Below are 21,975 nucleotides of genomic sequence, written 5' to 3' on the forward strand. Positions count from 1 at the left end.
TAGCCCGGATACAGCGCAGCGGAATCCAGGATCGCCCGATTTCAGGCCAGCTTGATTTCCAAGCCCACTTCCCGCCGCACCCGCCGGTAAATCGCTTCCACCGCCAGTTCCAAACCCACCGATTCCAGGCAGAAAATATCCCCGGCATAGTAGGATTCCGGTTGCCAATCGCGGTTGCGGCGGAAAATCCGTAAATGCGGCGTGTCCTGGGAGACCACGACATATTCCAGCAAGGACGGGATTTGAATATAGTTGTCGAATTTCTCTTTCAAATCGTTGCGGCGGGTCGAGGCGGAAAGCACCTCGACGATTAGGATAGGATTGGTGCGGGTATATGGGTCGTCGGTGTTTTCTCCACAGGCCACCATAATATCCGGGTAGTAGGCATAAAATTTACCTTGGGCTTTTATTTTTACTTTCATATCAGCCATCCACGCCCGACAGGTGTCTGGCAGGATGTTATTGATAGCCGTATGGAAATCCGCTGCTACCGTATTGTGTAGTTCGCTGGCACCGCCCATCGCATAGATTTGGCCGTCCACATATTCATGGCGGACATCGGCTTCCCGCTCGTCTTCCAAATATTCCTCGAAGTCCACGTAAATCTGTTTTACCGCATGTGACATATGGCGTTCCTCATAAAATCTAAAACCTAATGCCTATGCGGTATGATTTTATCCCCGCATCCCGCTCAAAGCATCCGCGTCCAAGGTCTTATAAGTCCGATAAATCCGCATCACCAAGCCCAAGGCCACCCCGATTTCCGCCGCCGCCAAGCTCAGCACCAGCACGAACATGATCTGCCCATCCGGCTGGTTCCAGCGCGAACCGGCCACGATGAAGGCCAGCCCGGCGGCGTTCAGCATGATTTCCAGCGACATCAATACCGCGATCAAATTACGCCGCATCAACACGCCGGTCAGTCCCAGCGCGAACAAAATGGCCGACAATGCCAAACCATGCTCCATCGGCACCAGGCCGTTCATCGCGCCGCCTCCGGCCGTGCCAGATGGTAAGCCCCGACCAGTCCGGCCAGCAGTAGCATCGAGGCCAGTTCCACCGCGATCACATACGGTCCCAGCAAGGCGATGCCGACCTCCTTGGCGGTCACGATATGCCCGGTGGGATGGCGTCCGTCGCCCAGCAACACCACATAGGCGAATTCGATCAGCAACACCGTCGCCATGGCCGAAGGCCAGCGCCAGATCGAGGGTTCCAGCCAGCGCTTTTCCTGCTCCTGGGTTTGCTGGCCCAGGTTCAGCATCATCACCACGAACAGGAACAGCACCATGATCGCCCCGGCATAGATGATGACTTCCAGCAGCGCCGCGAAATACGCCCCCATCAGATAAAACACCACCGCCGAAGCCAGCAGGGACAGGATCAAGTACAGCAGGGCATGGACCGCGTGGGCGCTGGCGACCACCAATAGCGTCGAGACCACCGCCACCCCCGCTGCCGAATAGAACAGGATTTGCAGCATCACGGCAACAGGCTCCGAATATCCACCGGGGCGGCTTCGTGTTCGGCCCCGCCCTTGTCTTTCCCTGCGATGCTTTTGCCCGCCACCCGGTAGAAGTGGTAATCCGGGTATTTGCCGGGGCCGTCGATGAGGAGGTGCTGTTTTTCGTAAACCATGTGGTGGCGGTCGTATTCGCTCATCTCGAAATCCGGGGTGAGTTGGATGGCATAGGTCGGGCAGGCTTCTTCGCACAGTCCGCAATAGATGCAGCGCGAGAAATTGATGCGGAACCATTCCGGGTACCAGCGGCCTTCCGGGGTTTCGGCCTTTTGCAGGGCGATGCAATCCACCGGGCAGACCACGGCGCAGAGGTTGCAGGCCACGCAGCGTTCCTGCCCGTCGGGGTCGCGGGTCAACACGATGCGGCCCCGGTAGCGCGGAGCGAGCCGCGGCATTTGTTCCGGGTACTGTACGGTATCGGCGCGGGCGAAAGTATGCGCCAAAACCGTCCACAAGGTCTGCACCTGGCTGAGGAAACCGCCGATCAAGCCCATAGCAGCAGCCCTCCGGTCGCCAATAGGTTGAGCAGGGACAAGGGTAGCAAGACCTTCCAGCCGTAGGCCATCAATTGGTCATAGCGAGGCCGGGGCAGGGCGCCGCGCATCAGGATGAACAGCAGGATGAACAACAGGGTTTTCAGGACGAACCACACGACCGGCGGCAGCCACGGCCCCAGCCAGCCGCCGAAAAACAAGGTCGTGATCATGGCCGCGCCCAAGGTGATGCCGATGTATTCGCCGACGAAGAACATGCCGAACTTCATGCCGGAATACTCGACATGGAACCCCGCAGCCAATTCGGTTTCGGCTTCCGGCAGGTCGAAGGGTCCGCGATGGCTCTCGGCCACGGCGGCGACCAGGAACAGCAGGAAACCCAGGAACTGCGGCCCCACGAACCAGCCCTCGCGTTGCGCCTCGACGATGGCGCGTAAATCGAAGCTCCCCGCCAGCATCACCACGCCCATCACCGACAAGCCCATGAAGACCTCGTAACTGAGGGTCTGCGCCGCCGCCCGCAGCGCCCCGAACAAGGCGTATTTGCTATTGGAGGCATAGCCCGCCAGGATCACGCTGTACACCGACAGCGAAGCCAGGGCCAGGAAGTACAACAATCCGAAACCCAGGTCGATGATGCCCACTCCCGGCGCGATGGGCACCACGGCGAAGGCGGTCAGCCCCGTCAGCATCACCACGGTCGGGGCCAGCACGAACACCGGGGCGTCGGCGAAGGGCGGAATCCAATCCTGCTTGCTCAGCATCTTCAGCATGTCGGCGACGATCTGGAACAGCCCCAAAGGCCCGAGCCGGTTGGGCCCGAGCCGGTCCTGCCACAGCGCCAACAGCCGCCGTTCGACCCAGATCAGCCAAGCCGCCACAACGATCAAGGCCGCGAGGATCGAGACCACGTTGAGGGGCGAACCCACGCTCATGGCTGTTCCTCCTGGGGAACCCATACGTCCACCCGTTCCGGTAATCCCCCCGGAACCCCGCCTTCCGGGAGGCCGATCACACCCTGGGCCAAGCCCGGTTCCGGGCGCAGCGGCAAATCCAAGCGGCATCGCTCCCAGGCCACGGTCACGCCATCGCCAAGGCCCAGCCGGGCGATATCGTCCGGGTGCATGAGGGCGCAGGCCGCGGGTGCCCGCTCGATGATGGGCGGGGCCAAGGCGCTGAGTTCCTCGCCGCCGAAAATCCGGTGCAGGATGACGGCGCGGAAACCGGGTTCGTCCGGGGAAAGGAGGGGCGGAATATCCTCGAACCAACAGGGCGCGGGGGTGTCCGCCGGTTCGATCAAGCGCACGCCCGGATCGCCGCCGCGCAAAGTCCCGCCCGCCTCGTCCTGGAATTGGGTCGTCGCCTGCTGATGGGAATTCCAGCGCGGCGCCCAGGCCACGGGCCGCAAGGCCGGAGGAATCCCGGTGTCCGCGCCTTCCATGCTGTAGCTCAGGGCCGAATCGGGATCGTCCGGCGGCTTGGGTTCGTGCAAACGCTGGTCGGCGTGCATCGCGGTCCTGCCGCTGTAGCGGGCCGGGGCGCGGGCGATCTTGTCGCCTTGGACCCGGAATCCGGTTCCGGGCGCGGCCTCGACGATGCGGGCGAACACCGGCAAGGCCGCGGCGCAGGCGGCGGTGACGGCGTCGAGGTTTTGCCAAGTATCGCGCTGTGTGGCGAACGGCCAGCGCCAAGCATCGCGGGCCGCGCCCAGGGGCGGCATGACCGAGAAGAAGCGCTGCGCCCGGCCCTCCAGGCTGACGAAGGTGCCCTCGGTTTCGGCGAAGCTGCCCGAGGGCAGGAGCAAATCGGCACGGGCGGTGGTGGCGTTGCGGCTGTGGTCGATCACGATGCGCTGGCGGAACCGGGCCAGGGCCGCATCGACCGTCGCGGCGGGTGCGCGGCGGTATACATCGTTTTCCAGCACGATCAAGCTGGGCGCGTCGTTTTCCCGTGCCGCCGCGAAGGCGTCCTCGACACTGCGCCCATCCATCAGCGCCAAGCCCAGCGTGTTGCATTCCGGCACGGCGTAGCACAGGTCCACCGTGGGCACGTCGCGTTTCGCGGCCAGGGCGCGGGCGATATTCCCCGCCGCCCGCACCACGGCCAGGTTGGCGCAGCCCATCCCCGATATCAGCAAGGGCCGCTCGGCGGCGGCCAGGGCGGCGGCGATGGTTGCCGCTAGACGTGTTTCCGTTTCGGATAGACCGGATACCGCCGGGGCTGCGGCGTCCAGCGCGTGGACTATCGCGAAACCCAGCCGGGCGATGGCTTCCGGCGTGGCGCGATGGGTCGCGCTCGCCACATCGTCCAGCCGGGTCGGCGCGGGGCTGGCGATGAACAGCGGGCTTTTTTCGGCCTGGGCCGCGTGGCGGGCGGCACTGTCCAACCAAGCGGGAATCTTGAGCGCCGCGGCGATAGCCAAGCCCCGGTTGCGTACCGCCTGCCGCAAGGTCAGCGCCAAGCGCGGTGCGGTGTTCGTCACATCTTCGCCCAGGATCAGCACGGCGTCGGCCCGTTCCATTTCCCGCACCGCGGGCACCCGCACCGGCCAATCGCGCAGGATGTCCACAATCGCCGCTGCCAATCCGGCCTCGATGCGGGAAAACCCGGCGTAGAAATTCGCAGACCCGACCCGTTCCCGCAACACGAAATTGGCCTCCAACGAAGCGCGGGGCGAACCGATGCCGATGACGCGCCCGTTCGCCATGCGGGCCAATTGGGCCACGGCGGCGTGGGGCGAGACCGGCTCGCCATGCAGTTCCGCGTGCATGATCCGCTGCCCGCCGTTCACGTAGCCATAGCCGAACCGGCCACGGTCGCACAGGAAATAGCCATTCACCGCGCCGTGATAACGGTTGATGACGCGCCGCAGCCTGCCCAAGCGCTCGCCGGGGCTGATATTGCAGCCCACCGCGCAATGCGGGCAGATCGACGGGGCGTAGCGCAAATCCCATTTGCGGGCGTAATGGGCGCTGAAGGTCTTGTCGGTGAACACCCCGGTCGGGCAGACCTCGACCAGATTGCCGCTGAATTCGTTCTCCAAAACCCCGTCTTGCGCCCGCCCGAAATAGACGTTGTTGCGGATGGAAAACACCCCCAAGTCCTCGCCGCCCGCATAATCGCCGTAATAGCGCACGCAGCGGTAGCAGGCGATGCAGCGGTTCATTTCGTGGTTGATGAAGGGGCCGAGCTGTTGGTTGCGGTGGGTGCGTTTCAAGCCCCGGTAATGGCGGACGGTGTGTCCGGTCATCACGGTCATGTCTTGCAGATGGCATTCGCCGCCTTCTTCGCAGACCGGGCAGTCGTGCGGGTGGTTGGTCATTAAGGCTTCGATGATCCCGGCGCGGAAGTCCTGGGCTTCCGGGGCTTGGAGGTCGGCGCGGAGTCCTTCGGTGACGGGCGTCAGGCAGGCCATGGTCAAGCGGCCTTGCTGGTCGTTCTCATCCTTGTAGAGCCGCACTGCGCATTGCCGACAGGCACCGACCGAACCCAGGGCCGGATGCCAGCAGAAGTAAGGCAGCTCCAGCCCCAGCGACAAACAGGCTTGGAGCAGGTTGCCGCCGGTTTGGACTGTGTGGGTTTGGCCGTCGAGGATGATGGTTGCCATGGTTCGCCACGCTATGCGCTCGGGTTCGGATTATTAATTGTGGAGGAACGGATTAATCACCGGTATGCCGCTGGATGCAAAATCATCGATATTGCGGGTAATGACGGTCAAACCGCGGTGAAAAGCCGTGGCGGCTATTTGTTTGTCGATGGCGTTTTCTGGATGTGGAACCATTAATTTTCCCCATGTCATCGCGATTTCCTCGGTGAAGTCCAGGATGCGATCCGCATATTCCTCACGCACCGATTCAAGCCAGCTTTCTAAAACTATGGTCTGTTGTATATCTCCACGATGCTTAACCAATTCAACGCCGCGCCTCAATTCTCCGATGGTTACGACAGATAGAAAACACAAGGCATCGTTTCTCTCCGCTTCGTCGAAAAATTTTTGGACGCCAATATTGGCTCTTCGGCCTTTGCGGATTTCGCTGACCACATTGGTGTCAATCAAAAACATCGCTGGGCCTGCTCGTGCTGTGGATCCGCTCGAAATCCTCGTCCAATCCTACATCTGGCATTTCCCTGAGTTTTTGGATAAAAGATTTTTTAACCGGCTGTGCGGAATGTTTCCGCTCCAGGGCGATCACGAAATCCAATACTTCCATCCGTAAGTCCGGTGGTAGATTGGCTATGTGTTGATTAATCGTTGCTTGTATGTCCATGGAACACCTATTTGTATTTGCGGTCATTGGCTAAAATGGCAATATCCCCGATTACTCCCTTCCCGCCTAAAGAACGGCTAAGCTTCTAGGCAATGGAACTAGACCGGGAAAGGCAAGATGAACCGCTCTATCCGCATCCAACGGCTGGCCCCGCAGGACCGCGAACGGTGGCAGGCGCTGTTCTACCGCCACCAGCAGCAGAGCCGGCGGCGTAGGCTGCTGGCCTTGAGGTCCCTGTGGGACGGCGAGAGCATGGCCGAGGTCTGCCGCAGCCAGGGAGTCCAGCGCAAGACGCTGGAGAAGTGGCTGGACAGCTACCTTCATGGCGGCTTCGACGCCCTGCTGGCCCCGCAAAGGCGGCCCCGCCCGCAAACCCTGAACCCGCAGCGGCGCAAGGTTCTGCGCTACATCCTGCTCCACAAGGCGCCGGCGGACTATGGCATCGACAGCTACCAATGGACGGCGGTCCACGTCCAGGACTTGCTCAGCAAGAAATGGGGCCTGTCGCTGAGCGCCAACCGGCTTTACGAAATCTTCGACGAACTGGGTCTCTCCCTCCAGCGCGCCCACCGCGACTACGGCCCCGCCAAGCCCGCCGAGCGGGCCAGCTTCGTGAAGGATCTCGAAAAAAAACCGCCGAGGCCGGAACCGACACCGCCCTTGTAGCCCTCGACGAGTTCGCCCTGCTGTCCACGACCGGCACCCATTATGCCTGGGCGGAGAAGAACACCGCCCCGGCGCCGCCGAGCAACGAGAAGCGGCGGGAGAAACTGAACGGCTTCCTGGCCCTGGACCTGAACAGTGGCCGGACCACCGTGGACTTCCAGCCCCAGGCCAAAACCGGCAACGCCGTCTACGTCATCGCCCTGATCGTCCTGCGATATGCCCGCCTGGGCTTCCGCCACATCCTGTTCATCCTCGACAACTGCTCCATCCACAACGACTCCATGAAGGCCGCGCTGGCAGACCTGCTGGCGGAAATCGCCCTGGCCCAGGGCATCGCCGTGGACTTCCTCCACACCCCGGCCTACTCCCCCAAGTTCAACCCGGCCAAATACCTCATCCACCCCGTCAGGAAGAACTCCCTCTACCACCTGCCCCACGCCATGACCGTCCAGCAGCGGGCCGAGCGTGTCCGTCGGCACTTGGCCCAGGCCCCTCCGCAAACGCCCCAGCAGATCAAAAACATCCTCAGGCATATCTACCGCCTGCCAAAAAGTGGGTGGTCTTAGGCCGGGAAGGGAGTAATGGCTTGCTCCATTCCAATACGTCGGCTTGTGATTCCTCATCCTCATCCTGAGCCATTATTTATCGTTCCCACGGTCTCCGTGGGAACGATAAGATGGTTATATTCTATAATGCGCTGAATCAAACGGAATTCACTGGAATGACTATGTTGTGGTATGAGTCAAGCAAGTAAACTTTGGAAAAATTGTGTTTGATAGTTGTTGATGCTGAATTTGGAGAGCGCAAGTCGCCAGTCATCATCATTTCTGGGAGAACAATTAATAACCATCTTTCCTCTACGGGGCGAATATATATTTTGGGGTCTTTTTCCATTATGGCTTCATCGATGTATTCGGTTCCTGCTTCCGCCGTGTCATAAAAACTAACAATGTCTCTTGTTGGGTTTTGGGCTGCTGGTTCATATATCCTTATGATTTTTATGTGATTTTTTATTAATTCATTGCCTGTGTGATTATCTATATTAGAGATGTTCCCAAGGCCTCATAAATATTCTGTTCATAATTGTTACTGCAAGGTCCGCAGAGTAAGATCAATCGCAATTCCCCACGAATCCTTTTTAATGGTGCTTCCACAATGATCTTTAGCAGCCTTGACGACATCGGCAATGATCGTGTTTGCAAAGCCTTGACCGGACTTACCAAAGATCAGTTCAAGCATTTACTTCTGTCTTTTGAATCAACTTATCGTGACCAGTACGGTGGCCCTTCGCTCGACGCGCCTAGCCCCGCTTTCCCAGGCTATCTATCTAGCTTTGGACACCGGCTGTTTTTTGTCCTTTATTACTTGAAAAACTATCCCAGTTACGACGTACTGGGCTATCTCTTTGGTTTCAGTGGAGGCCATGCTTTCGATCATTTAGAAACACTGCTGCCCATCCTTCAAGCGAGCCTAGCCCATCTGAAAACACTTCCCGAACGTTCGGTCAAGACGGTTGAGGCGCTGGATAGACTCCTTGAAAAACAACCTACTATCATCATTGATGGCACGGAGCGGGCGACCCTCAGGCCCCAGGATAAATCCCAACAAGAGCAACGCTACAGCGGTAAAAAAAAACATCACGGCGTTAATAACCTAGTGATTGCCAACCCCGCCAAGAAAATCCTATTCCTTAGCTCCACCGTGCCGGGAAGTGTCCACGACTATGCCCTGTTTAAGACGGAATTTCCGCCCGCCTTGCCATGGTTTCAAAAGCAACTTATCGAGGTTGATCTCGGATTCCAAGGCATTAAAAATGATTATCCCCACGCACGGGCCATTCAAATCCCCCATAAAAAGCCAAAGAAGTCCAAAGCGAATCCTGATCCGAAATTAACACCAACACAGAAGAAACATAATCGGAAGCTTGCTAAAACCCGCGTGGCTGTTGAGCATGCCATCGGCGGGATGAAATGTCTGCATAGTTTAGTACATCGCTCAAGAAACCATCTGGCACATTTATTAGATACCTTCATTTATATTGGTGCTGGCCTCTGGAATTTTAAATTATCATTAAAAACAATAGGTTAGCTTGGGAACATGTCTATTGAACTTTGCAGCTCTTTGCTTTGTTTTTCTAAGTCGAGCTTTCTATACTTTTCTGTAATCTCAAGGCCAATTGTTTTGTTATCTACACTTATTATAAAGTCTGGGGGTTCTGGTTTGTCGTAAAGTACATCGTATTTTATTTTTAATAAATTAAATGCTTTTTCAAGGTGTTCTCTTTCTTTTATTTTTTGTGATTCCCTAGTCATCTTGTTTTCCCCTGTTGGAGTGATGCTATAAATACCGCTCGAAATCCCCCCGGAAATACTTCAAAGCACTCTGCAAAGGCTCCGCCGCCCCCGGTGCCAGCGCGCAAAAAGTATTGCCCGGCCCCATGAACCGCGCCAATTTCGCCAACTGGTCCAAATCTTCGGGCCGACCGCGCCCTTCGACCAAATCCTCCAGGATTTGCGCCACCCATGGCAGGCCATCGCGGCAGGGCGTACACCAACCGCAGGATTCCTGGGCGAAGAAGCGTTCCAGGTTCAACACCATCCGCACCGGGCAGGTCCGGTCGTCGAGGACGATCATGGTGCCGGTGCCCAGGCGACTGCCCGCTTTTTGGAGGGTGTCGTAATCCATGGCGAGGCCCAGGTGTTCCGGCAACAGGAAGTCGGTCGAAGCCCCGCCGGGCAGGAAACCCCGCAGTTCATAGCCCGGTTGCATGCCGCCCGCGTGTTCTTCCAGAATCTCGCGGATCGGCGTGCCCATCGGCAATTCCCACAGGCCCGGACGGTTGACCCGGCCACTCGCGCCGTAAAGCTTGGTGCCCGCGTCCTGGCTGCGGCTCAAGTCCTTGTACCACGCCGCGCCCTGGGCCACGATGCCCGGCACATTGCACAGGGTTTCCACATTGTTGACCACGGTGGGCTTGCCCCATAGCCCCGCGATTTGCGGGAAGGGCGGCTTGGTACGGGGATTGGCGCGTTTGCCTTCCAGGGCGTTGAGCAAGGCGGTTTCCTCGCCACAGATATAGCGCCCGGCGCTGGTGTGGAGGTGGATGTCGAGGCTGAATTCCGTGCCCAGGATATTCCGGCCCAACAGCCCGGCGGCGTGGGCTTCGGCCAGGGCGTGTTCCAGGCGGCGGGCGGCTTCGATGTATTCGCCGCGCAGGAAGATATAGGCGGTATCGGCCCCGACCGCGTAGGCCGCCAGCGCCGCGCCTTCGAGCAAAAGATGCGGGTCGCCTTCCAGCAAACGCCGGTCCTTGAAGGTGCCGGGTTCCATTTCGTCGGCGTTGACCACCACGTATTTTTGGCTCGGTGTCCGGGGAACCAAGCTCCATTTCACCCCGGTCGGGAAACCCGCGCCGCCCCGGCCCCGGAGTCCCGCGTCTTTGACCCGAGCCACGACTTCGGCGGGGGCCAGATCGCGGAGCGCCGTGCGCCAAGCGTCATAGCCGCCGGTGTTTTGATATTCGGCCAGGGTGGCGGCGCTGCCGTCCGGCTTGAGGTTGCGGGTCAGGGGCTTATCCACGGTGTTGCTCCCGTGCCAGGAGCGTGTCGATCTTGGCGCTGTCGAGGTCGCCGTGCAATTGTCCGCTCAGCATCAACACCGGCGCGTGGTCGCAAGCCCCGAGGCAGACGATGGGCAGCAAGGTATAGCGGCCATCCTGGGTGGTTTCGCCCAAGCCGATGCCCAGCCGCTTGCAAAGATGCGCCCGCACCGCGTCCGCGCCCAGCAGCCAGCAACTCACGCTGTCGCAATAATGGATGACCTTACGGCCCACGGGTTTCCGGTAGATCAGGTTGTAGAAGGTGGCGACGCCTTCCAATTCGGCGATGGGCATGCCCAGCAAATCGGCCACGGCGGCTAGGGCTTGGTCCGAAACCCAGCGGCGGTGGTGCTGGACGATCTTGAGGGCTTCGATGCTGGCGGCGGCGGGGTCGGGATAATGGGTGAGGGCCGCTTGGATTTCGGCGGTTTCGGCGGGGGTGAGGGCGGTGTCGGTGTTCATCGTGGGTGCCTCCAGAGTGCCAGTCATCGCCGCGCTTATCGATCCACATCCGCCATCACGAAATCGATGCTCCCCAGGATCGCGATCAAATCCGCGATCATCAAGCCTTTCGCCATCAGCGGAATCATCTGCAAATGCGCGAAAGACGGCGTGCGGATGCGGGTCCGGTACGACATCGACCCGCCATCGCTGACCAGGGCGTAGCGGTTCAACCCCTTGGTGGCTTCCACGCAGGCCGAGGTTTCCCCGGCGGGCATCACCGGCCCCCAACTGACGTTGAGGAAATGCTGGATCAGGGTTTCGATATCGTGCAGGGTGCGCGGTTTGGGGGGCGGCGTGGTCAGGGGATGCTCGGCCTTGTAGGGACCGGAAGGCATGTTCGCCACGCATTGCCGGAGGATGCGGACGCTCTGCCGCATCTCTTCCACCCGCACCCGGCAGCGGTCGTAGCAATCGCCGTTATGGCCGGTCGGCACCTCGAATTCGAACTGTTCATAGCCCGAATAAGGCCGCGCCTTGCGGTAATCGAACGCCAGCCCGGTGGCCCGGAGACCCGGCCCGGTCGCGCCCCAGTCCAAGGCTTGCGCGGTGGTGTAAGCCCCGATGCCGACGGTACGGCCTTTGAGGATGCTATTGCCCATGACCATTTTGTCGTACTGGTCCAGCCGCTTGGGGAAATAGTCGCAGAATTCGGCGAGTGGCTTATCCCAGCCGTCCGGCAAATCCAGCGCCGTGCCGCCGATGCGGAAAAAGCTGGAATGCATCCGCGCCCCGCTGATGCCCTCGATGATCTCGAACACCTTCTCCCGGTCCACGAACATATAGAAGATCGGCGACAACTGCCCGACATCCTGGGCGAAGGTGCCATAGAACAGCAGATGGTTGGCGATGCGGTAGAGTTCGGACAGCATCACCCGGATGGTCTGGGCGCGGGCCGGGACTTCGATCCCGGCCAGCTTTTCCAGGGCCATGACATAAGGCAGGTTGTTGAGGGAGCCGCCGAGATAGTCCACCCGGTCGGTGTAGGGGATGTAGGAATGCCAGGATTGGCGCTCGCCCATCTTCTCGGCCCCGCGGTGGTGGTAGCCGATATCGGGCACGGCATCGACGATTTCTTCGCCGTCCAATTGCAGGGCGACGCGGAACACCCCATGCACGCTGGGATGGTTCGGCCCGAGGTTCAGGAACAGGAAATCGTTGTGTTCGCCGTGGCGCTTCATGCCCCATTGCTCGGGGACGAAGCGCAGGGCGGCTTGTTCGGCTTCTTCCTTGCGCGGCGGCAGGGTGTAGGGTTCCATCTCGGTGGCGCGGGCGGGATGGTCTTTCCGCAGGGGATGGCCGTTCCAGGTCGGCGGCATCAGGATACGCCGCAGGTTGGGATGGCCCTCGAAGCGGATGCCGAATAGATCGTAGGCTTCCCGCTCGTACCAATTGGCGTTGGGATAGATCGGGGTGATGCTGGGCGCGGTGGGCTTGTCGGCGGGCAGGGCGAGTTTGAGGCGGATGTCCTGGTTGCGGCCTATCGAGAACAGGTGGTAGACCACGGTGAAGGCGCTGTCGGGCTGGCCCGCCCGGTGCTGGCGCTGGCGCTCGTCGATGGCGTAGAGGTCGAATAGCATGGTGAAGGGCCGGTCGATTTCGCGCTTGAGGTAGGCGACGATTTTCAGCAGGCGTTCCTTCGCCAGCCACAGCGTGGCGATGCCGTCGGCGGCGGCTTGGCGGACGAAAGTGTCCGCGCCGTAGCGCTGTTCGAGTTCGGTGATGAGCGGGCTGCTGTCCATTACTGTCCTGCTAGTCCATCGAATCCGGTTCCCTGAGCAATGTGGCCCGCATCCTTTCCGGCGTTTTCAAATCGCGGAAACTGGGCAAAGCCGTTTTATCCTGGATGCCGCCGGGACCGACCACCTGGCCCAAGGGCCGCCGCTCCTGGCCGATGGCCTGTTGCAGCAAGAGCAAACCTTCCAACAAGGCATCGGGCCGGGGCGGACACCCCGGCACATACACATCCACCGGCAAGAATTGATCCACCCCCTGCACCACGCTGTAGATATCGTACATGCCGCCGGAATTGGCGCAGGAACCCATCGAAATCACCCAGCGCGGTTCCAGCAATTGCTCGTACAAGAGTTGGATCACCGGGGCCATCTTCATGAACACCGTGCCCGAAATCACGATCAGATCGGCCTGGCGTGGGCTGGCGCGGATGACCTCCGAGCCGAAGCGGGCGATGTCGTAGCGCGAGGTGAAGGCGGTCGCCATCTCCACATAGCAGCACGACAGCCCGAAATTGAACGGCCACACCGAATGGGCGCGGCCCCAGGCGATCATATCGTCCAGCTTTGCCAACAGCAGGTTGCGGCGGAAGATGTCCTCGTTGACCCGTTCGCCAGGGGTGGGCGCGGGGTCGGCATCGGCGGGAGTGAGGCTCCAGCGCATGGCGGTGGCTCCTTCAGTGCTTGAAATAGGCGTCTTGGCTGCGTTGCCGCCGGGTGCGCCAATCCAGGGCGCCCGAGCGGCAGAGGTAGAACAGCGCGGCCAGCAAGACCAGGATGAAGGTCAGCATCTCGACATAGCCCGGCCAGCCCGCCTCCCGGAAGGCCACCGCCCAGGCGTAGATGAAGATGGCTTCGAGGTCGAAGATGACGAAGAACAGGGCGACGGGGTAATACTGCACGGCCAGCCGCACATGGATATCGCCGACCGGCACCACGCCGGATTCGAACGGGCTGCCGGTATAGCGTCCCGGCGGGCGCTGGCCGGACAGGAAGCGGGGCAGGGCCAGCATCGCCGCCACCACGGCCAGCGCGGCGGCGGAATAGGCGATCAGCGGCCAGAGTTGGGAGACCTGTACGAAATCGTCCATCGCGAGGCTCCGTAGGGTGGCCCGGTCGGGCCGGTGGACCCAAGCCTAACGGAAATCCCCGGCGCTGCAAAGCGGGTGGAGTTGCGGAGGGGCGCGGCGACCGGGCTTTGGATTCCAGGCGCGTCCAGCGTTATCCCGCCAACGCCGCCTGCCCATGCCAATACGGCAAGGACAGCATCGCCCCCAGCGTCGTCAGCAGCACCGCCAAGGCATAGAACGCCGTGTCCAGCCGGTAGCGGTCGCAATAGACCACGCCCAGCAACATGCTGGGCATGGCCGATTCCAGCACCAATGCTTGGTAGGTCTCGCCCTGGAAATCCAGCCAGCGTCCCAGCCACAACCCGCACAGCGGCATCGCCATCAGCTTCAGGGCCATGACCAGCCCCGCCGTGGGCAGGTTGCGCCAGCGCCAGGAATCCCAGTGCAGTCCCAGTCCCAAGGCCAGCAGCATCAAGGGCACGACCGGGGACGCCAGCAATTGCAGCGGGCGGGCCAGCCAAGCGGGTTCGGCCACGCCGCCGGCATCGAGTCCCATCGCCAGCAAGGCCGCCCACAGCGGCGGATTCACCAGCAAGGGACGCAACAGCCCTTCGCTCGGGGTTTCCGCCGTGCCGTAATGGCGGGCGATCAACGCGCCCAAACCCAGCAGCAGGGGCGTGTTGGCGAATAGGTCGAGTTGGATGGCGACGGCTCGCGCCCAGGGACCGAAGATATGCTCCAACACCGGCAAACCCATATAGGTCACGTTGGCGAAGGCCACGGCCAGGATGGCCGCGCCGCGCCGCCGGGGCTGGACCCGCAACAAGGTGAACAACAGCCAAGCCGCCACGACGCCCGCCAGCACGGTCCCCAGGCCGAACAGGGCGATAGCGAGCGTTTGCCGCCCCAGATCGGCTTGCCATAGCACCGTCAGCACCAAGGCGGGCAGCGAGAAATTGAATACCAGGGTGGTCAGCACCCGCCGGGCCAGGTCGGCATCCACGCCGCCCGGCCTTATAATGCGCCACGCCGCGCCGCAGAGGATCAACGCGCCCATCTGCATCAGCACCCCAACCATCGCCGTTCCTCTTGTTGAACCGGGCGGCTATTCTAGCAAGCGGGGTGCCAGGGCTGCCGGCCCCACCGCTCAACCCTCAGACTCAGGAACGACCATGACCGAATTGCTTTCCCAGAACAACATCCCCCCCCACGAACGCCTCATCATGGCCCTGGATGTGCCCGGCGTGGCCGAGGCCAAGGCACTGGTGGAGACCTTGGGCGACGCCGTGGATTTCTACAAGATCGGCCTGGAGTTGTTCATGGCCGGCGATTATTTCGGGCTGGTCGCATGGTTGAAAGGCCGGGGCAAGCGGGTGTTCGCCGACCTCAAGTTCTTCGACGTGCCGGAAACCGTGGGCCGGGCGGTCAAGGCCTTGAGCCAGCACGGGGTGGATTTCGCCACCGTCCACGGCAACGACGCCATCATGCGGGCCGCCGCCCAGAGCAAGGGCGAGGTGAAGGTGCTGGCCGTCACCGTGCTGACCAGCCTGGACCAAGGCGATATGGACGACCTGGGATTCTCCTGCGATGTGCAGCAATTGGTATTATCCCGCGCCCGCCGCGCCTTGGCTTTGGGCTGCGACGGGGTGATTTCCTCCGGCCTGGAAGTGCCCGCCCTGCGCCGCGAGGTGGACCATAAGCTGCTGGTGGTGTCCCCCGGCATCCGCCCGGTGGAGAACCGCCCCGCCGACGATCAGAAGCGGGTGGTGACGGTGGAGCAAGCCTTCCAGAACGGGGCGGATTACATCGTGGTGGGCCGTCCCATCCGCGACGCGGCAGACCCGAGGGAGGCCGCGCTGCGGGCGCAAGCCCAGATCGCGGCAGTGTTCGGCGCGGTCTGAGGGCCGGGCCATGCGGGCGCTGTGGCTGGAAGATCAACGGCTGTCCTTACGCGCAGAACTGCCCGAGCCCGTCCCCCGTACGGGCGAGGCGCTGGTGCGGGTCCGCCTCGCCGGGATTTGCGGCACCGATTTGGAACTGGTGCGCGGCTATTATCCGTTCACCGGCATTCCCGGCCATGAGTTCGTGGGCGAGGTGGTGCAAGCCGACGATCCCGGCCTCGTGGGACGGCGCGTGGTCGGCGAGATCAACGCCGTTTGCGGTGAGTGCGAAAACTGCCGGGCCGGACGCCCCACCCATTGCGAGCGCCGCGATGTGCTGGGCATCCGGGGCCGTCATGGCGCGTTCGCCGACTATCTCGCCCTGCCCGCCCGGAACCTCCAGCCCGTGCCGGATAGCGTCCCGGACGAGGCGGCGGTGTTTGTCGAACCTTTGGCGGCGGCGCTGCAAATCCAAACCCAGGTCGCGGTAAGCCCGGATAGCCGGGTGCTGTTGGTTGGGGCCGGGCGCTTGGGCCAATTGATCGCCCAGACCTTGGCCCTGACCGGCTGCGATTTGCAAGTGGTGGCCCGCCATCCCCAGCAATGCCGGTTATTGGCCGGACGCGGTATTCCCACCGTCGAGGCCGCAAACCTGGCGGAACGGCGGTTCGATCTGGTGGTCGAGGCCACGGGTTCGCCGTCCGGTTTCGAGTTGGCCCGGAAAGCCGTGCGTCCGCGCGGCACCCTGGTGTTGAAATCGACCTATCGTGGCGAAATCAGCGTCAATTTTTCCGCGCTGGTGGTGGATGAAATCAGTGTGGTGGGTTCGCGCTGTGGACCGTTCGGCGCGGCCTTGCGCTGCTTGGAACGGAGACTGGTCGATCCCACCGGCTTGATCGAGGCCGAATATCCCTTGGCGCGGGGGCTGGAAGCCTTCGCGGCGGCGGGGCAGCCGGGGGCGTTGAAATTCCTGCTGCGGCCCTGAGCCGCGTCCGCCATGGATTATTACAGCCTGAATCCCGCCACCGGCGTTTTGCTTCACACCCGCCCGGCCTGGACCGACGCCGAACTCGACGCCGCCCTGGCTCAAACCGCCGAGGCCGCGCCCGCGTGGCGAGCCACCCCGCTGCCACAACGCGCTGCTATCCTGCGCCGCGCCGCCGGTCTTCTGCGCCAGCGGCTCGCGACCTACGCCCGCCTCATCGCCCTGGAAATGGGCAAGCCCCTCCAGCAAGCCCGCGCGGAAATCGAAAAGTGCGCCCTGGCCTGCGAGTTCTACGCCGATCACGCTGCCCATTGGCTGGAAGACCAAGCCATCGCCACCGAGGCCCGCGCCAGCTACGCCGCTTATGAGCCTATGGGCACGGTGTTGGCGGTGATGCCCTGGAATTTCCCATTCTGGCAGGTGTTCAGGTTCGCCGCCCCGGCCTTGATGGCGGGTAATAGCGGCCTGCTGAAACATGCGCCCAATGTGCCCCAATGCGCCGCTGCCATCGACGGCCTATGGTTGGAAGCCGGGTTGCCGCCCGGCGTGTTCCGCTGGTTGCCCATCACCCACGCCCAAGCCGAAGCCTTGATCGCCGGGCCGCGGGTACAGGCGGTCACGCTGACCGGCAGCGAAAAGGCCGGCCGCCGCATTGCCGCCCTGGCGGGCGCGGCCCTCAAGAAAACCGTGCTGGAACTTGGCGGTTCCGATCCCTTCGTGGTGTTGGACGATGCCGATATGGCGGAGGCGGTCGCCGCGGCGGTGACGGCGCGGTTCCAGAACGCGGGCCAAAGCTGCATCGCCGCCAAGCGCTTCATCCTGGTGGAAACCATCGCCGACGAGTTCCTGGAACGGTTCCGCGCCGGAGTCGCGGCCTTGGCCGTGGGCGATCCGCTGCCGGGAAGCCACCCAGGTCGGTCCCTTGGCCCGCGCCGATTTGCGCGATGGTTTGCACGTCCAGGTGGAAGCCTCGATCCGGCTCGGGGCCGTGCCGGTGTTGGGCTGCGTCCCGTTGGACGGGCCGGGGTTTTTCTATCCGCCCTCAATCCTGGACCGGGTATGGCCGGGAATGCCCGCCCATGACGAGGAGATGTTCGGTCCGGCTGCGGTTATCGTGCGGGCCAAGGACGCGGCGGAAGCCTTGGCGCTCGCCAACCAGCACCGCTACGGGTTGGGCGCTTCGGTGTGGACGCGAGATTTGGAACGGGGCGAATGCTTCGCCCGTGGCTTGGAATGCGGACTGGCCTTCGTCAATGGCGTGGTGCGGAGCGACCCGCGGTGTCCGTTCGGCGGGGTGAAGGCTTCGGGCTATGGGCGCGAACTCGGCGGGTTCGGGCTGCGCGAGTTCGTCAATGTCAAGACGGTGTGGGTGGGTTGATGGTTAGAGGGACGGGGGAACGGCGGTCCGCTCCCCGTCGGCTGGAGGTCAGCCCCGCTTGCGGCCACGCCATTTGACGAAGGCCAGGGCGCCGGCACCTAGCGCCCATAGGCTCAAGGTTTCAGGCTCCGGGACCGGCGCGCTTGCGGAAGCGATTTGGGAGATCAGCATCAAGGACACAATGCCGACGACTTTGGAAAAAATGTTGTTGTTCATAGGGTTTCTCCTGTGGAATGGAAAAAGGGGATGGCATCGATGCCATCGCCAAAGATTGTATTGAAAACAAGGCCCTACTGCAACCCCAGCGCTACGAATGGGGGTCCGCACCGGGTGGGCCCATCGGTCCGGCCCGGCGCTTAGGCCGGGCCCGGGCCGGAACCGCGCACGGCTTCCCGGTACACCGCGAATAGCCGTTCCCGCACCTCGTCCCAGGCATATCGCCGCACCAAAGCCAAGCCCGCCTCCCGCAGGCGTCCGTACAATTCCGCGTCTTCGAGCAGGCGGACGGCGGCGGCCGCCATGGCCTCGGCGTCGCTGGGCTTCACCAACAGGGCGGTGGTTCCGTCCTCGACCAGATGGGGAATCCCGCCCACATCGGTGCTGACCACCGGCACCCCGGAAGCCAGCGCCTCCAGGACCGAAATCGGCATGTTATCGGCCAGGCTGGGATTCAGCATCAGTTGGGCGTCCCGGTAAAGTTCGGCCATGTGCTCGTTATCCAAGTGGCCGGTGAATGTCGTGGCCGAAGCGATGTCCAGCGCCTCCGCCAGTCGCCGCAGTGTTTCCAGGCGGGGACCGGAACCGGCCACGCTCAGCCGCGCCCTGGGGAAGCGTTCCCGCAGCAGCGCGAACGCCCGCAAGGCGGTGGGGATGTCGTAGATATCCTCCAGGTTCCGCGCCACCACCACCTGGGGGGCGGCATCCATGGCATCCGCGCCGGTGGCCGGGGAAAAGCGCGATAGGTCGATGATATTGGGCACGATGCGGGGCGCGAAACCCCGGCGGCGGAACACCCCGTCCAGGAAGTCCGACGGTACGGCGATCACGTCGGCCCGCCGCAGGGTCGGGCGCACCCAGGCGAAGGCGCGGGCGAAGAATTCCTCCGCCTCGCCGCCCCGGTAATTGACCACCACCGGCACGCCGCGCAACCGGGCGATCCACACGGCGGGCGTGGTGAACAAATGCCAGGACCAGCCGGAATTCGCCATCACATGCATCAATTGGCAACGCCCGGCGGCATTCCATAATTCCCTAAGGTATGGCAACAGGCGGAATAGCGCCCGCACGCCTTTCAGCCGCCCGGCCCAGGCGGGGCGGTAGGGCGCGTTGACCCGCACCACCACGACTTCGATCCCGGCTTCGGTCAACAGGCGGGCCAGTTGCCGGGTTTGGTTGGCCATCCCGCCCGAGGGCGGCGGCAGCGGTCCCACCAAGGCCAGAGTGGCGACGGGCGGGTTCATAGTCCGCTCCCGCCAGCCTTGGCCGAGAACCACAGTTCCAACATCATCAGAATCCAGATCAATTCGCCGTAATAACCGGCGTGTCCCGATTGGTGCATCTGGATCGCCTCGTCCAGGAACGAAGGCCGGAAATAGGGCCGGTCCTTGAGTTTCAGCACGTTGTCGTAGGCCAGTTCGCGCAGGGGTGGGTGTTCCTTGAGCCAGACGCCGAAGGGCAGGCCGAAGCCGTGCTTGGATTTGGCGAGGATGGCCGGGGGCAGGAAATCGGCCATGGCCTGTTTATAAAACCAGCGCAATTGCCCCAGCTTGAGTTTCATTGCCGACGGCACCCGGCAGGACAACTCGACCACGGCGTCGTCGAGCATGGGATAGGCCACCGCCACCCCGGCCAGTTCGCACATCTGGTTGACTTTCACCAAATCGTTGTCGTGCAGGGTGGTTTTCCAATCCAGATATAGCATCCGGTTCAGCGCCGAAGCCGACGCCGGGCGCTGGTAGCTGGCGCGTTGGATTTCCAGCGGCGCGTCGCCATCGACCTGGGCCAGGAAATCGGCGGCGAACACCGCGTCCAACTTGATGCGGTGCAGGAAGTTGTAATCGTGCAGGCGGTCGGGCAGTGGGGTCTTGGCCTGTTCGAGGTAGCGGACCAGCTTGCGCAAGGGGAAGGTGCCGGCCAGAGATTCCGGCAGCGCCCTGAACGCGGTTTCGATACCGCCGCGTACCGCGCCCGGCAAGGCCAGATAGGGCTGGAACAGCCGTTGGGTGGCATAGCGGGTGTTCCCGGCGAACAACTCGTCGCCGCCATCGCCGCCCAGCAATAAATTCATCCCGTGCGCCTTCGCCAGCTTGGCGCAGAAATAAGTCGGCAGGGCCGAGGAATTGCCGAAGGGTTCGTCGTAGGCGGCGGCGATTTGGGGGATGGCGGCGACGGCGTCGTCGGGGCTCAGGTAATACTCGTGCGCTTGGGTCTTGAAATGGGCGGCGGCGATGCGGGCGTAGGCCATCTCGTCGTAGCCCTCGATCGGGAAGCCCATGGAGAAGGTCGGGGCCGCGCCCGGCCTCGCCCGCGCTAAGGCGCCGGCCACGGTGGAACTGTCCAAGCCACCGCTCAGGAACGCGCCGAGCTTGCGCCCGTCCGCGCCCAACCGCGCCACCGCTCCGAACAGCCCTTCGCGCAGGGCTTGCGCCAGTTCGGCCAGAGGCGCGGCGGTTTCGCTGAACTCGGGCTGCCAATAGCGCCGGACCTGGATTTCCCCGGCTTGGAACAGCAGCAGTTCCGCGCCGTCCAGCTTGCGGAGGTGTTTATAGATGGAACCGGGGCTGGGGCAGTGGTGGGAATAGACGTAATCGAACACGGCTTGCGGGTCGATTTCGCCGCTCACGCCGGGATGGGCGCGGACGGCGTCGGCGTGGGTGCCGAATACCAAGCCGGTGGCGGTGCGGGCGTAGAACAAATGGCGCTGGCCGATACGGTCCAGGGCCAGGAGGGTGCGCTGTTGGGCCGGGTCGATCAGCGCCAGCACGAACGCGCCGGCGAGTTCCCGTACCAAGTCCGCGCCGTGGCGGCGGTAGGCGGCGGCCAGGGCGGCGGCGTGGCCCAGGTCCGCCGCGAGTTGGGCGAGTTCGGGGTTTTTCCACTGTGGATGGCCGATGAGCGCGGCCAGCAGGCCATCGGCTTCCCGCCGCGTATCGCCGCCCCAGGTGGCGCAGAGGCCGGAGCCTTCCCGTGCCGACGACCGGGGCAGCGGGAACAGGGCGTCCCGTTCCACCCGGTCCAACAGCGCCGCGGCTTCCGCCGGGTCCAGGGCCGGGTCGTGCCAGCCGAACAATAAAGCCATGGTGCATCCCCTTGATTGCTGGTGCGGTGGAAATGGGCGGGGATTGTAGCGGGTCGGGGTTTGGGGCGGGTAGGTGGCGTCTGTTCGGGCTGGCATCCTTGCCAAAACGACAACTGCCCTGTCACCGCAGCCTACGCACGGAATCACACCCGCACCCGGCACCCACATTCCAACATGATATCCACGGGTGAAACCCCCTGTTCCGTCCCATCCCGCCGCACATGCAAAACCGCCAGGGTATAGGGATTGAATACCACCACATCCTTCACGCCCTGGGCCAGATAGAAACCCGGCCCTATTTCCAAATCCTGGTATTCGTAGCCCTTGCTGATGACCTCGATCACCGCTTCGGGAATCAGGGTGATGGCTTCGTCCTCTTCGTCCGGCTCCCGGCAGAAGAGGGCGATATCGGGCCGCTTGAGCGAACCATCCGGGAAACTCACATAGACATCCGAGGCGTGGATACAGCAAGCCTCCGGCCCGACCGGCGCGATACTGGCGCGGATGCGGTCGATGGCCTTTTGGTGCTTGTAGACCGGCTGGGCTTCCCATAACGGGATGCCGTTGACGATTTACAGGCGG

General features: G+C 62.6%; 25 protein-coding genes and 1 pseudogene. 7 read left to right on the forward strand and 19 right to left on the reverse strand.

Features of this window, described 5'->3' with window-relative positions; translation table 11 throughout:
* Positions 1–41: 41 nt before the first annotated feature.
* The 8 genes from B9N93_RS08275 to B9N93_RS24560 are packed head-to-tail and all read right to left on the reverse strand — an operon-like array spanning position 42 to position 6,284.
* The gene (locus B9N93_RS08275; protein WP_085212615.1) at positions 42–626 is read right to left on the reverse strand and encodes a Uma2 family endonuclease; all 585 of its coding nucleotides are present in this window, start codon (positions 624–626) and stop codon (positions 42–44) included.
* A gap of 48 nt (positions 627–674) precedes the next feature.
* The gene (nuoK, locus tag B9N93_RS08280; RefSeq protein WP_085212617.1) at positions 675–986 is read right to left on the reverse strand and encodes an NADH-quinone oxidoreductase subunit NuoK; all 312 of its coding nucleotides are present in this window, start codon (positions 984–986) and stop codon (positions 675–677) included.
* Positions 983–1,483: an NADH-quinone oxidoreductase subunit J gene (gene nuoJ, locus B9N93_RS08285; protein ID WP_085212619.1), complete on the reverse strand. Its 501-nt coding sequence runs from the start codon at positions 1,481–1,483 to the stop codon at positions 983–985. The genes nuoK and nuoJ overlap by 4 nt, the downstream gene beginning before the upstream one ends.
* A complete protein-coding gene (nuoI, locus tag B9N93_RS08290; protein ID WP_085212621.1) occupies positions 1,483–2,016 on the reverse strand; it encodes an NADH-quinone oxidoreductase subunit NuoI in 534 nt (177 codons plus the stop codon). Before nuoI ends, nuoJ begins: the two co-directional genes overlap by 1 nt.
* Positions 2,007–2,951, reverse strand: a complete 945-nt coding sequence (gene nuoH / locus B9N93_RS08295; RefSeq protein WP_085212623.1) for an NADH-quinone oxidoreductase subunit NuoH — start codon at positions 2,949–2,951, stop codon at positions 2,007–2,009. Before nuoH ends, nuoI begins: the two co-directional genes overlap by 10 nt.
* Positions 2,948–5,623, reverse strand: coding sequence for an NADH-quinone oxidoreductase subunit NuoG (gene nuoG, locus B9N93_RS08300; protein ID WP_085212625.1), 2,676 nt, complete (start codon positions 5,621–5,623; stop codon positions 2,948–2,950). Before nuoG ends, nuoH begins: the two co-directional genes overlap by 4 nt.
* A gap of 33 nt (positions 5,624–5,656) precedes the next feature.
* Positions 5,657–6,079 (reverse strand): type II toxin-antitoxin system VapC family toxin, encoded by a 423-nt coding sequence (locus tag B9N93_RS08305; RefSeq protein ID WP_085212627.1) that lies wholly within the window; start codon positions 6,077–6,079, stop codon positions 5,657–5,659.
* Positions 6,066–6,284: a DUF2281 domain-containing protein gene (locus B9N93_RS24560; RefSeq protein WP_176225194.1), complete on the reverse strand. Its 219-nt coding sequence runs from the start codon at positions 6,282–6,284 to the stop codon at positions 6,066–6,068. Before B9N93_RS24560 ends, B9N93_RS08305 begins: the two co-directional genes overlap by 14 nt.
* Positions 6,285–6,401: 117 nt before the next feature.
* Between B9N93_RS24560 and B9N93_RS08310 the strand changes: the two genes are divergently transcribed.
* The 3 genes from B9N93_RS08310 to B9N93_RS08320 all read left to right on the forward strand — a co-directional run bounded on the left by B9N93_RS08310 (position 6,402) and on the right by B9N93_RS08320 (position 9,038).
* Entirely contained in the window at positions 6,402–6,950 is a 549-nt protein-coding gene (locus tag B9N93_RS08310; RefSeq protein ID WP_085211012.1) for a winged helix-turn-helix domain-containing protein, read from the forward strand.
* A gap of 20 nt (positions 6,951–6,970) precedes the next feature.
* Positions 6,971–7,516 (forward strand): transposase, encoded by a 546-nt coding sequence (locus B9N93_RS25430; protein WP_254899467.1) that lies wholly within the window; start codon positions 6,971–6,973, stop codon positions 7,514–7,516.
* A gap of 589 nt (positions 7,517–8,105) precedes the next feature.
* Positions 8,106–9,038, forward strand: coding sequence for a transposase family protein (locus B9N93_RS08320; protein WP_085212632.1), 933 nt, complete (start codon positions 8,106–8,108; stop codon positions 9,036–9,038).
* Here B9N93_RS08320 and B9N93_RS24565 read toward each other — a convergent pair.
* The 7 genes from B9N93_RS24565 to B9N93_RS08350 all read right to left on the reverse strand — a co-directional run bounded on the left by B9N93_RS24565 (position 9,035) and on the right by B9N93_RS08350 (position 14,930).
* A complete protein-coding gene (locus tag B9N93_RS24565; protein WP_125468895.1) occupies positions 9,035–9,262 on the reverse strand; it encodes a hypothetical protein in 228 nt (75 codons plus the stop codon). The two genes, B9N93_RS08320 and B9N93_RS24565, sit on opposite strands and share 4 nt — an antisense overlap.
* A gap of 25 nt (positions 9,263–9,287) precedes the next feature.
* The gene (gene nuoF / locus B9N93_RS08325; protein WP_085212634.1) at positions 9,288–10,529 is read right to left on the reverse strand and encodes an NADH-quinone oxidoreductase subunit NuoF; all 1,242 of its coding nucleotides are present in this window, start codon (positions 10,527–10,529) and stop codon (positions 9,288–9,290) included.
* Positions 10,522–11,010, reverse strand: a complete 489-nt coding sequence (gene nuoE / locus B9N93_RS08330) for an NADH-quinone oxidoreductase subunit NuoE (RefSeq protein ID WP_085212636.1) — start codon at positions 11,008–11,010, stop codon at positions 10,522–10,524. Before nuoE ends, nuoF begins: the two co-directional genes overlap by 8 nt.
* Before the next feature lie 35 nt (positions 11,011–11,045).
* Positions 11,046–12,791 (reverse strand): NADH-quinone oxidoreductase subunit C/D, encoded by a 1,746-nt coding sequence (gene nuoC / locus B9N93_RS08335; RefSeq protein WP_085212638.1) that lies wholly within the window; start codon positions 12,789–12,791, stop codon positions 11,046–11,048.
* A 10-nt stretch (positions 12,792–12,801) separates the two neighbouring features.
* Entirely contained in the window at positions 12,802–13,446 is a 645-nt protein-coding gene (locus tag B9N93_RS08340) for an NADH-quinone oxidoreductase subunit B (protein WP_085212640.1), read from the reverse strand.
* Positions 13,447–13,459: 13 nt separating this feature from the next.
* Positions 13,460–13,873 carry an NADH-quinone oxidoreductase subunit A gene (ndhC, locus tag B9N93_RS08345; protein WP_085212642.1) on the reverse strand — a complete coding sequence of 138 codons (414 nt, stop codon included), beginning with the start codon at positions 13,871–13,873 and terminating at the stop codon, positions 13,460–13,462.
* Between the two features lie 130 nt (positions 13,874–14,003).
* Positions 14,004–14,930 (reverse strand): AEC family transporter, encoded by a 927-nt coding sequence (locus tag B9N93_RS08350; protein WP_085212644.1) that lies wholly within the window; start codon positions 14,928–14,930, stop codon positions 14,004–14,006.
* A 94-nt stretch (positions 14,931–15,024) separates the two neighbouring features.
* Between B9N93_RS08350 and pyrF the strand changes: the two genes are divergently transcribed.
* The 4 genes and pseudogenes from pyrF (at position 15,025) to B9N93_RS25960 (ending at position 18,095) form a co-directional block, all read left to right on the forward strand.
* Positions 15,025–15,753 carry an orotidine-5'-phosphate decarboxylase gene (pyrF, locus tag B9N93_RS08355; protein WP_085212646.1) on the forward strand — a complete coding sequence of 243 codons (729 nt, stop codon included), beginning with the start codon at positions 15,025–15,027 and terminating at the stop codon, positions 15,751–15,753.
* Positions 15,754–15,763: 10 nt separating this feature from the next.
* A complete protein-coding gene (locus B9N93_RS08360; RefSeq protein WP_085212648.1) occupies positions 15,764–16,717 on the forward strand; it encodes an MDR/zinc-dependent alcohol dehydrogenase-like family protein in 954 nt (317 codons plus the stop codon).
* A 12-nt stretch (positions 16,718–16,729) separates the two neighbouring features.
* Positions 16,730–17,554 (forward strand): annotated as a pseudogene (locus tag B9N93_RS08365) (aldehyde dehydrogenase family protein); the annotation flags it as partial.
* A gap of 112 nt (positions 17,555–17,666) precedes the next feature.
* A complete protein-coding gene (locus tag B9N93_RS25960) occupies positions 17,667–18,095 on the forward strand; it encodes an aldehyde dehydrogenase family protein (RefSeq protein WP_254899357.1) in 429 nt (142 codons plus the stop codon).
* Between the two features lie 48 nt (positions 18,096–18,143).
* On the opposite strand, the gene B9N93_RS24570 is transcribed toward B9N93_RS25960, so the two are convergent.
* From B9N93_RS24570 to B9N93_RS08380, 4 genes are all read right to left on the reverse strand, one after another.
* Positions 18,144–18,311, reverse strand: coding sequence for a PEP-CTERM sorting domain-containing protein (locus tag B9N93_RS24570; protein ID WP_125468896.1), 168 nt, complete (start codon positions 18,309–18,311; stop codon positions 18,144–18,146).
* A gap of 140 nt (positions 18,312–18,451) precedes the next feature.
* Positions 18,452–19,555, reverse strand: coding sequence for a glycosyltransferase family 4 protein (locus B9N93_RS08370; RefSeq protein WP_085212650.1), 1,104 nt, complete (start codon positions 19,553–19,555; stop codon positions 18,452–18,454).
* Positions 19,552–21,393, reverse strand: a complete 1,842-nt coding sequence (locus B9N93_RS08375; RefSeq protein WP_085212652.1) for an asparagine synthetase B family protein — start codon at positions 21,391–21,393, stop codon at positions 19,552–19,554. The genes B9N93_RS08370 and B9N93_RS08375 overlap by 4 nt, the downstream gene beginning before the upstream one ends.
* A gap of 143 nt (positions 21,394–21,536) precedes the next feature.
* Positions 21,537–21,965 (reverse strand): Uma2 family endonuclease, encoded by a 429-nt coding sequence (locus tag B9N93_RS08380; protein WP_217807347.1) that lies wholly within the window; start codon positions 21,963–21,965, stop codon positions 21,537–21,539.
* Positions 21,966–21,975: the final 10 nt, after the last annotated feature.

The sequence above is a fragment of the Methylomagnum ishizawai genome (assembly GCF_900155475.1).
In the GTDB taxonomy this organism is placed as follows: domain Bacteria; phylum Pseudomonadota; class Gammaproteobacteria; order Methylococcales; family Methylococcaceae; genus Methylomagnum; species Methylomagnum ishizawai_A.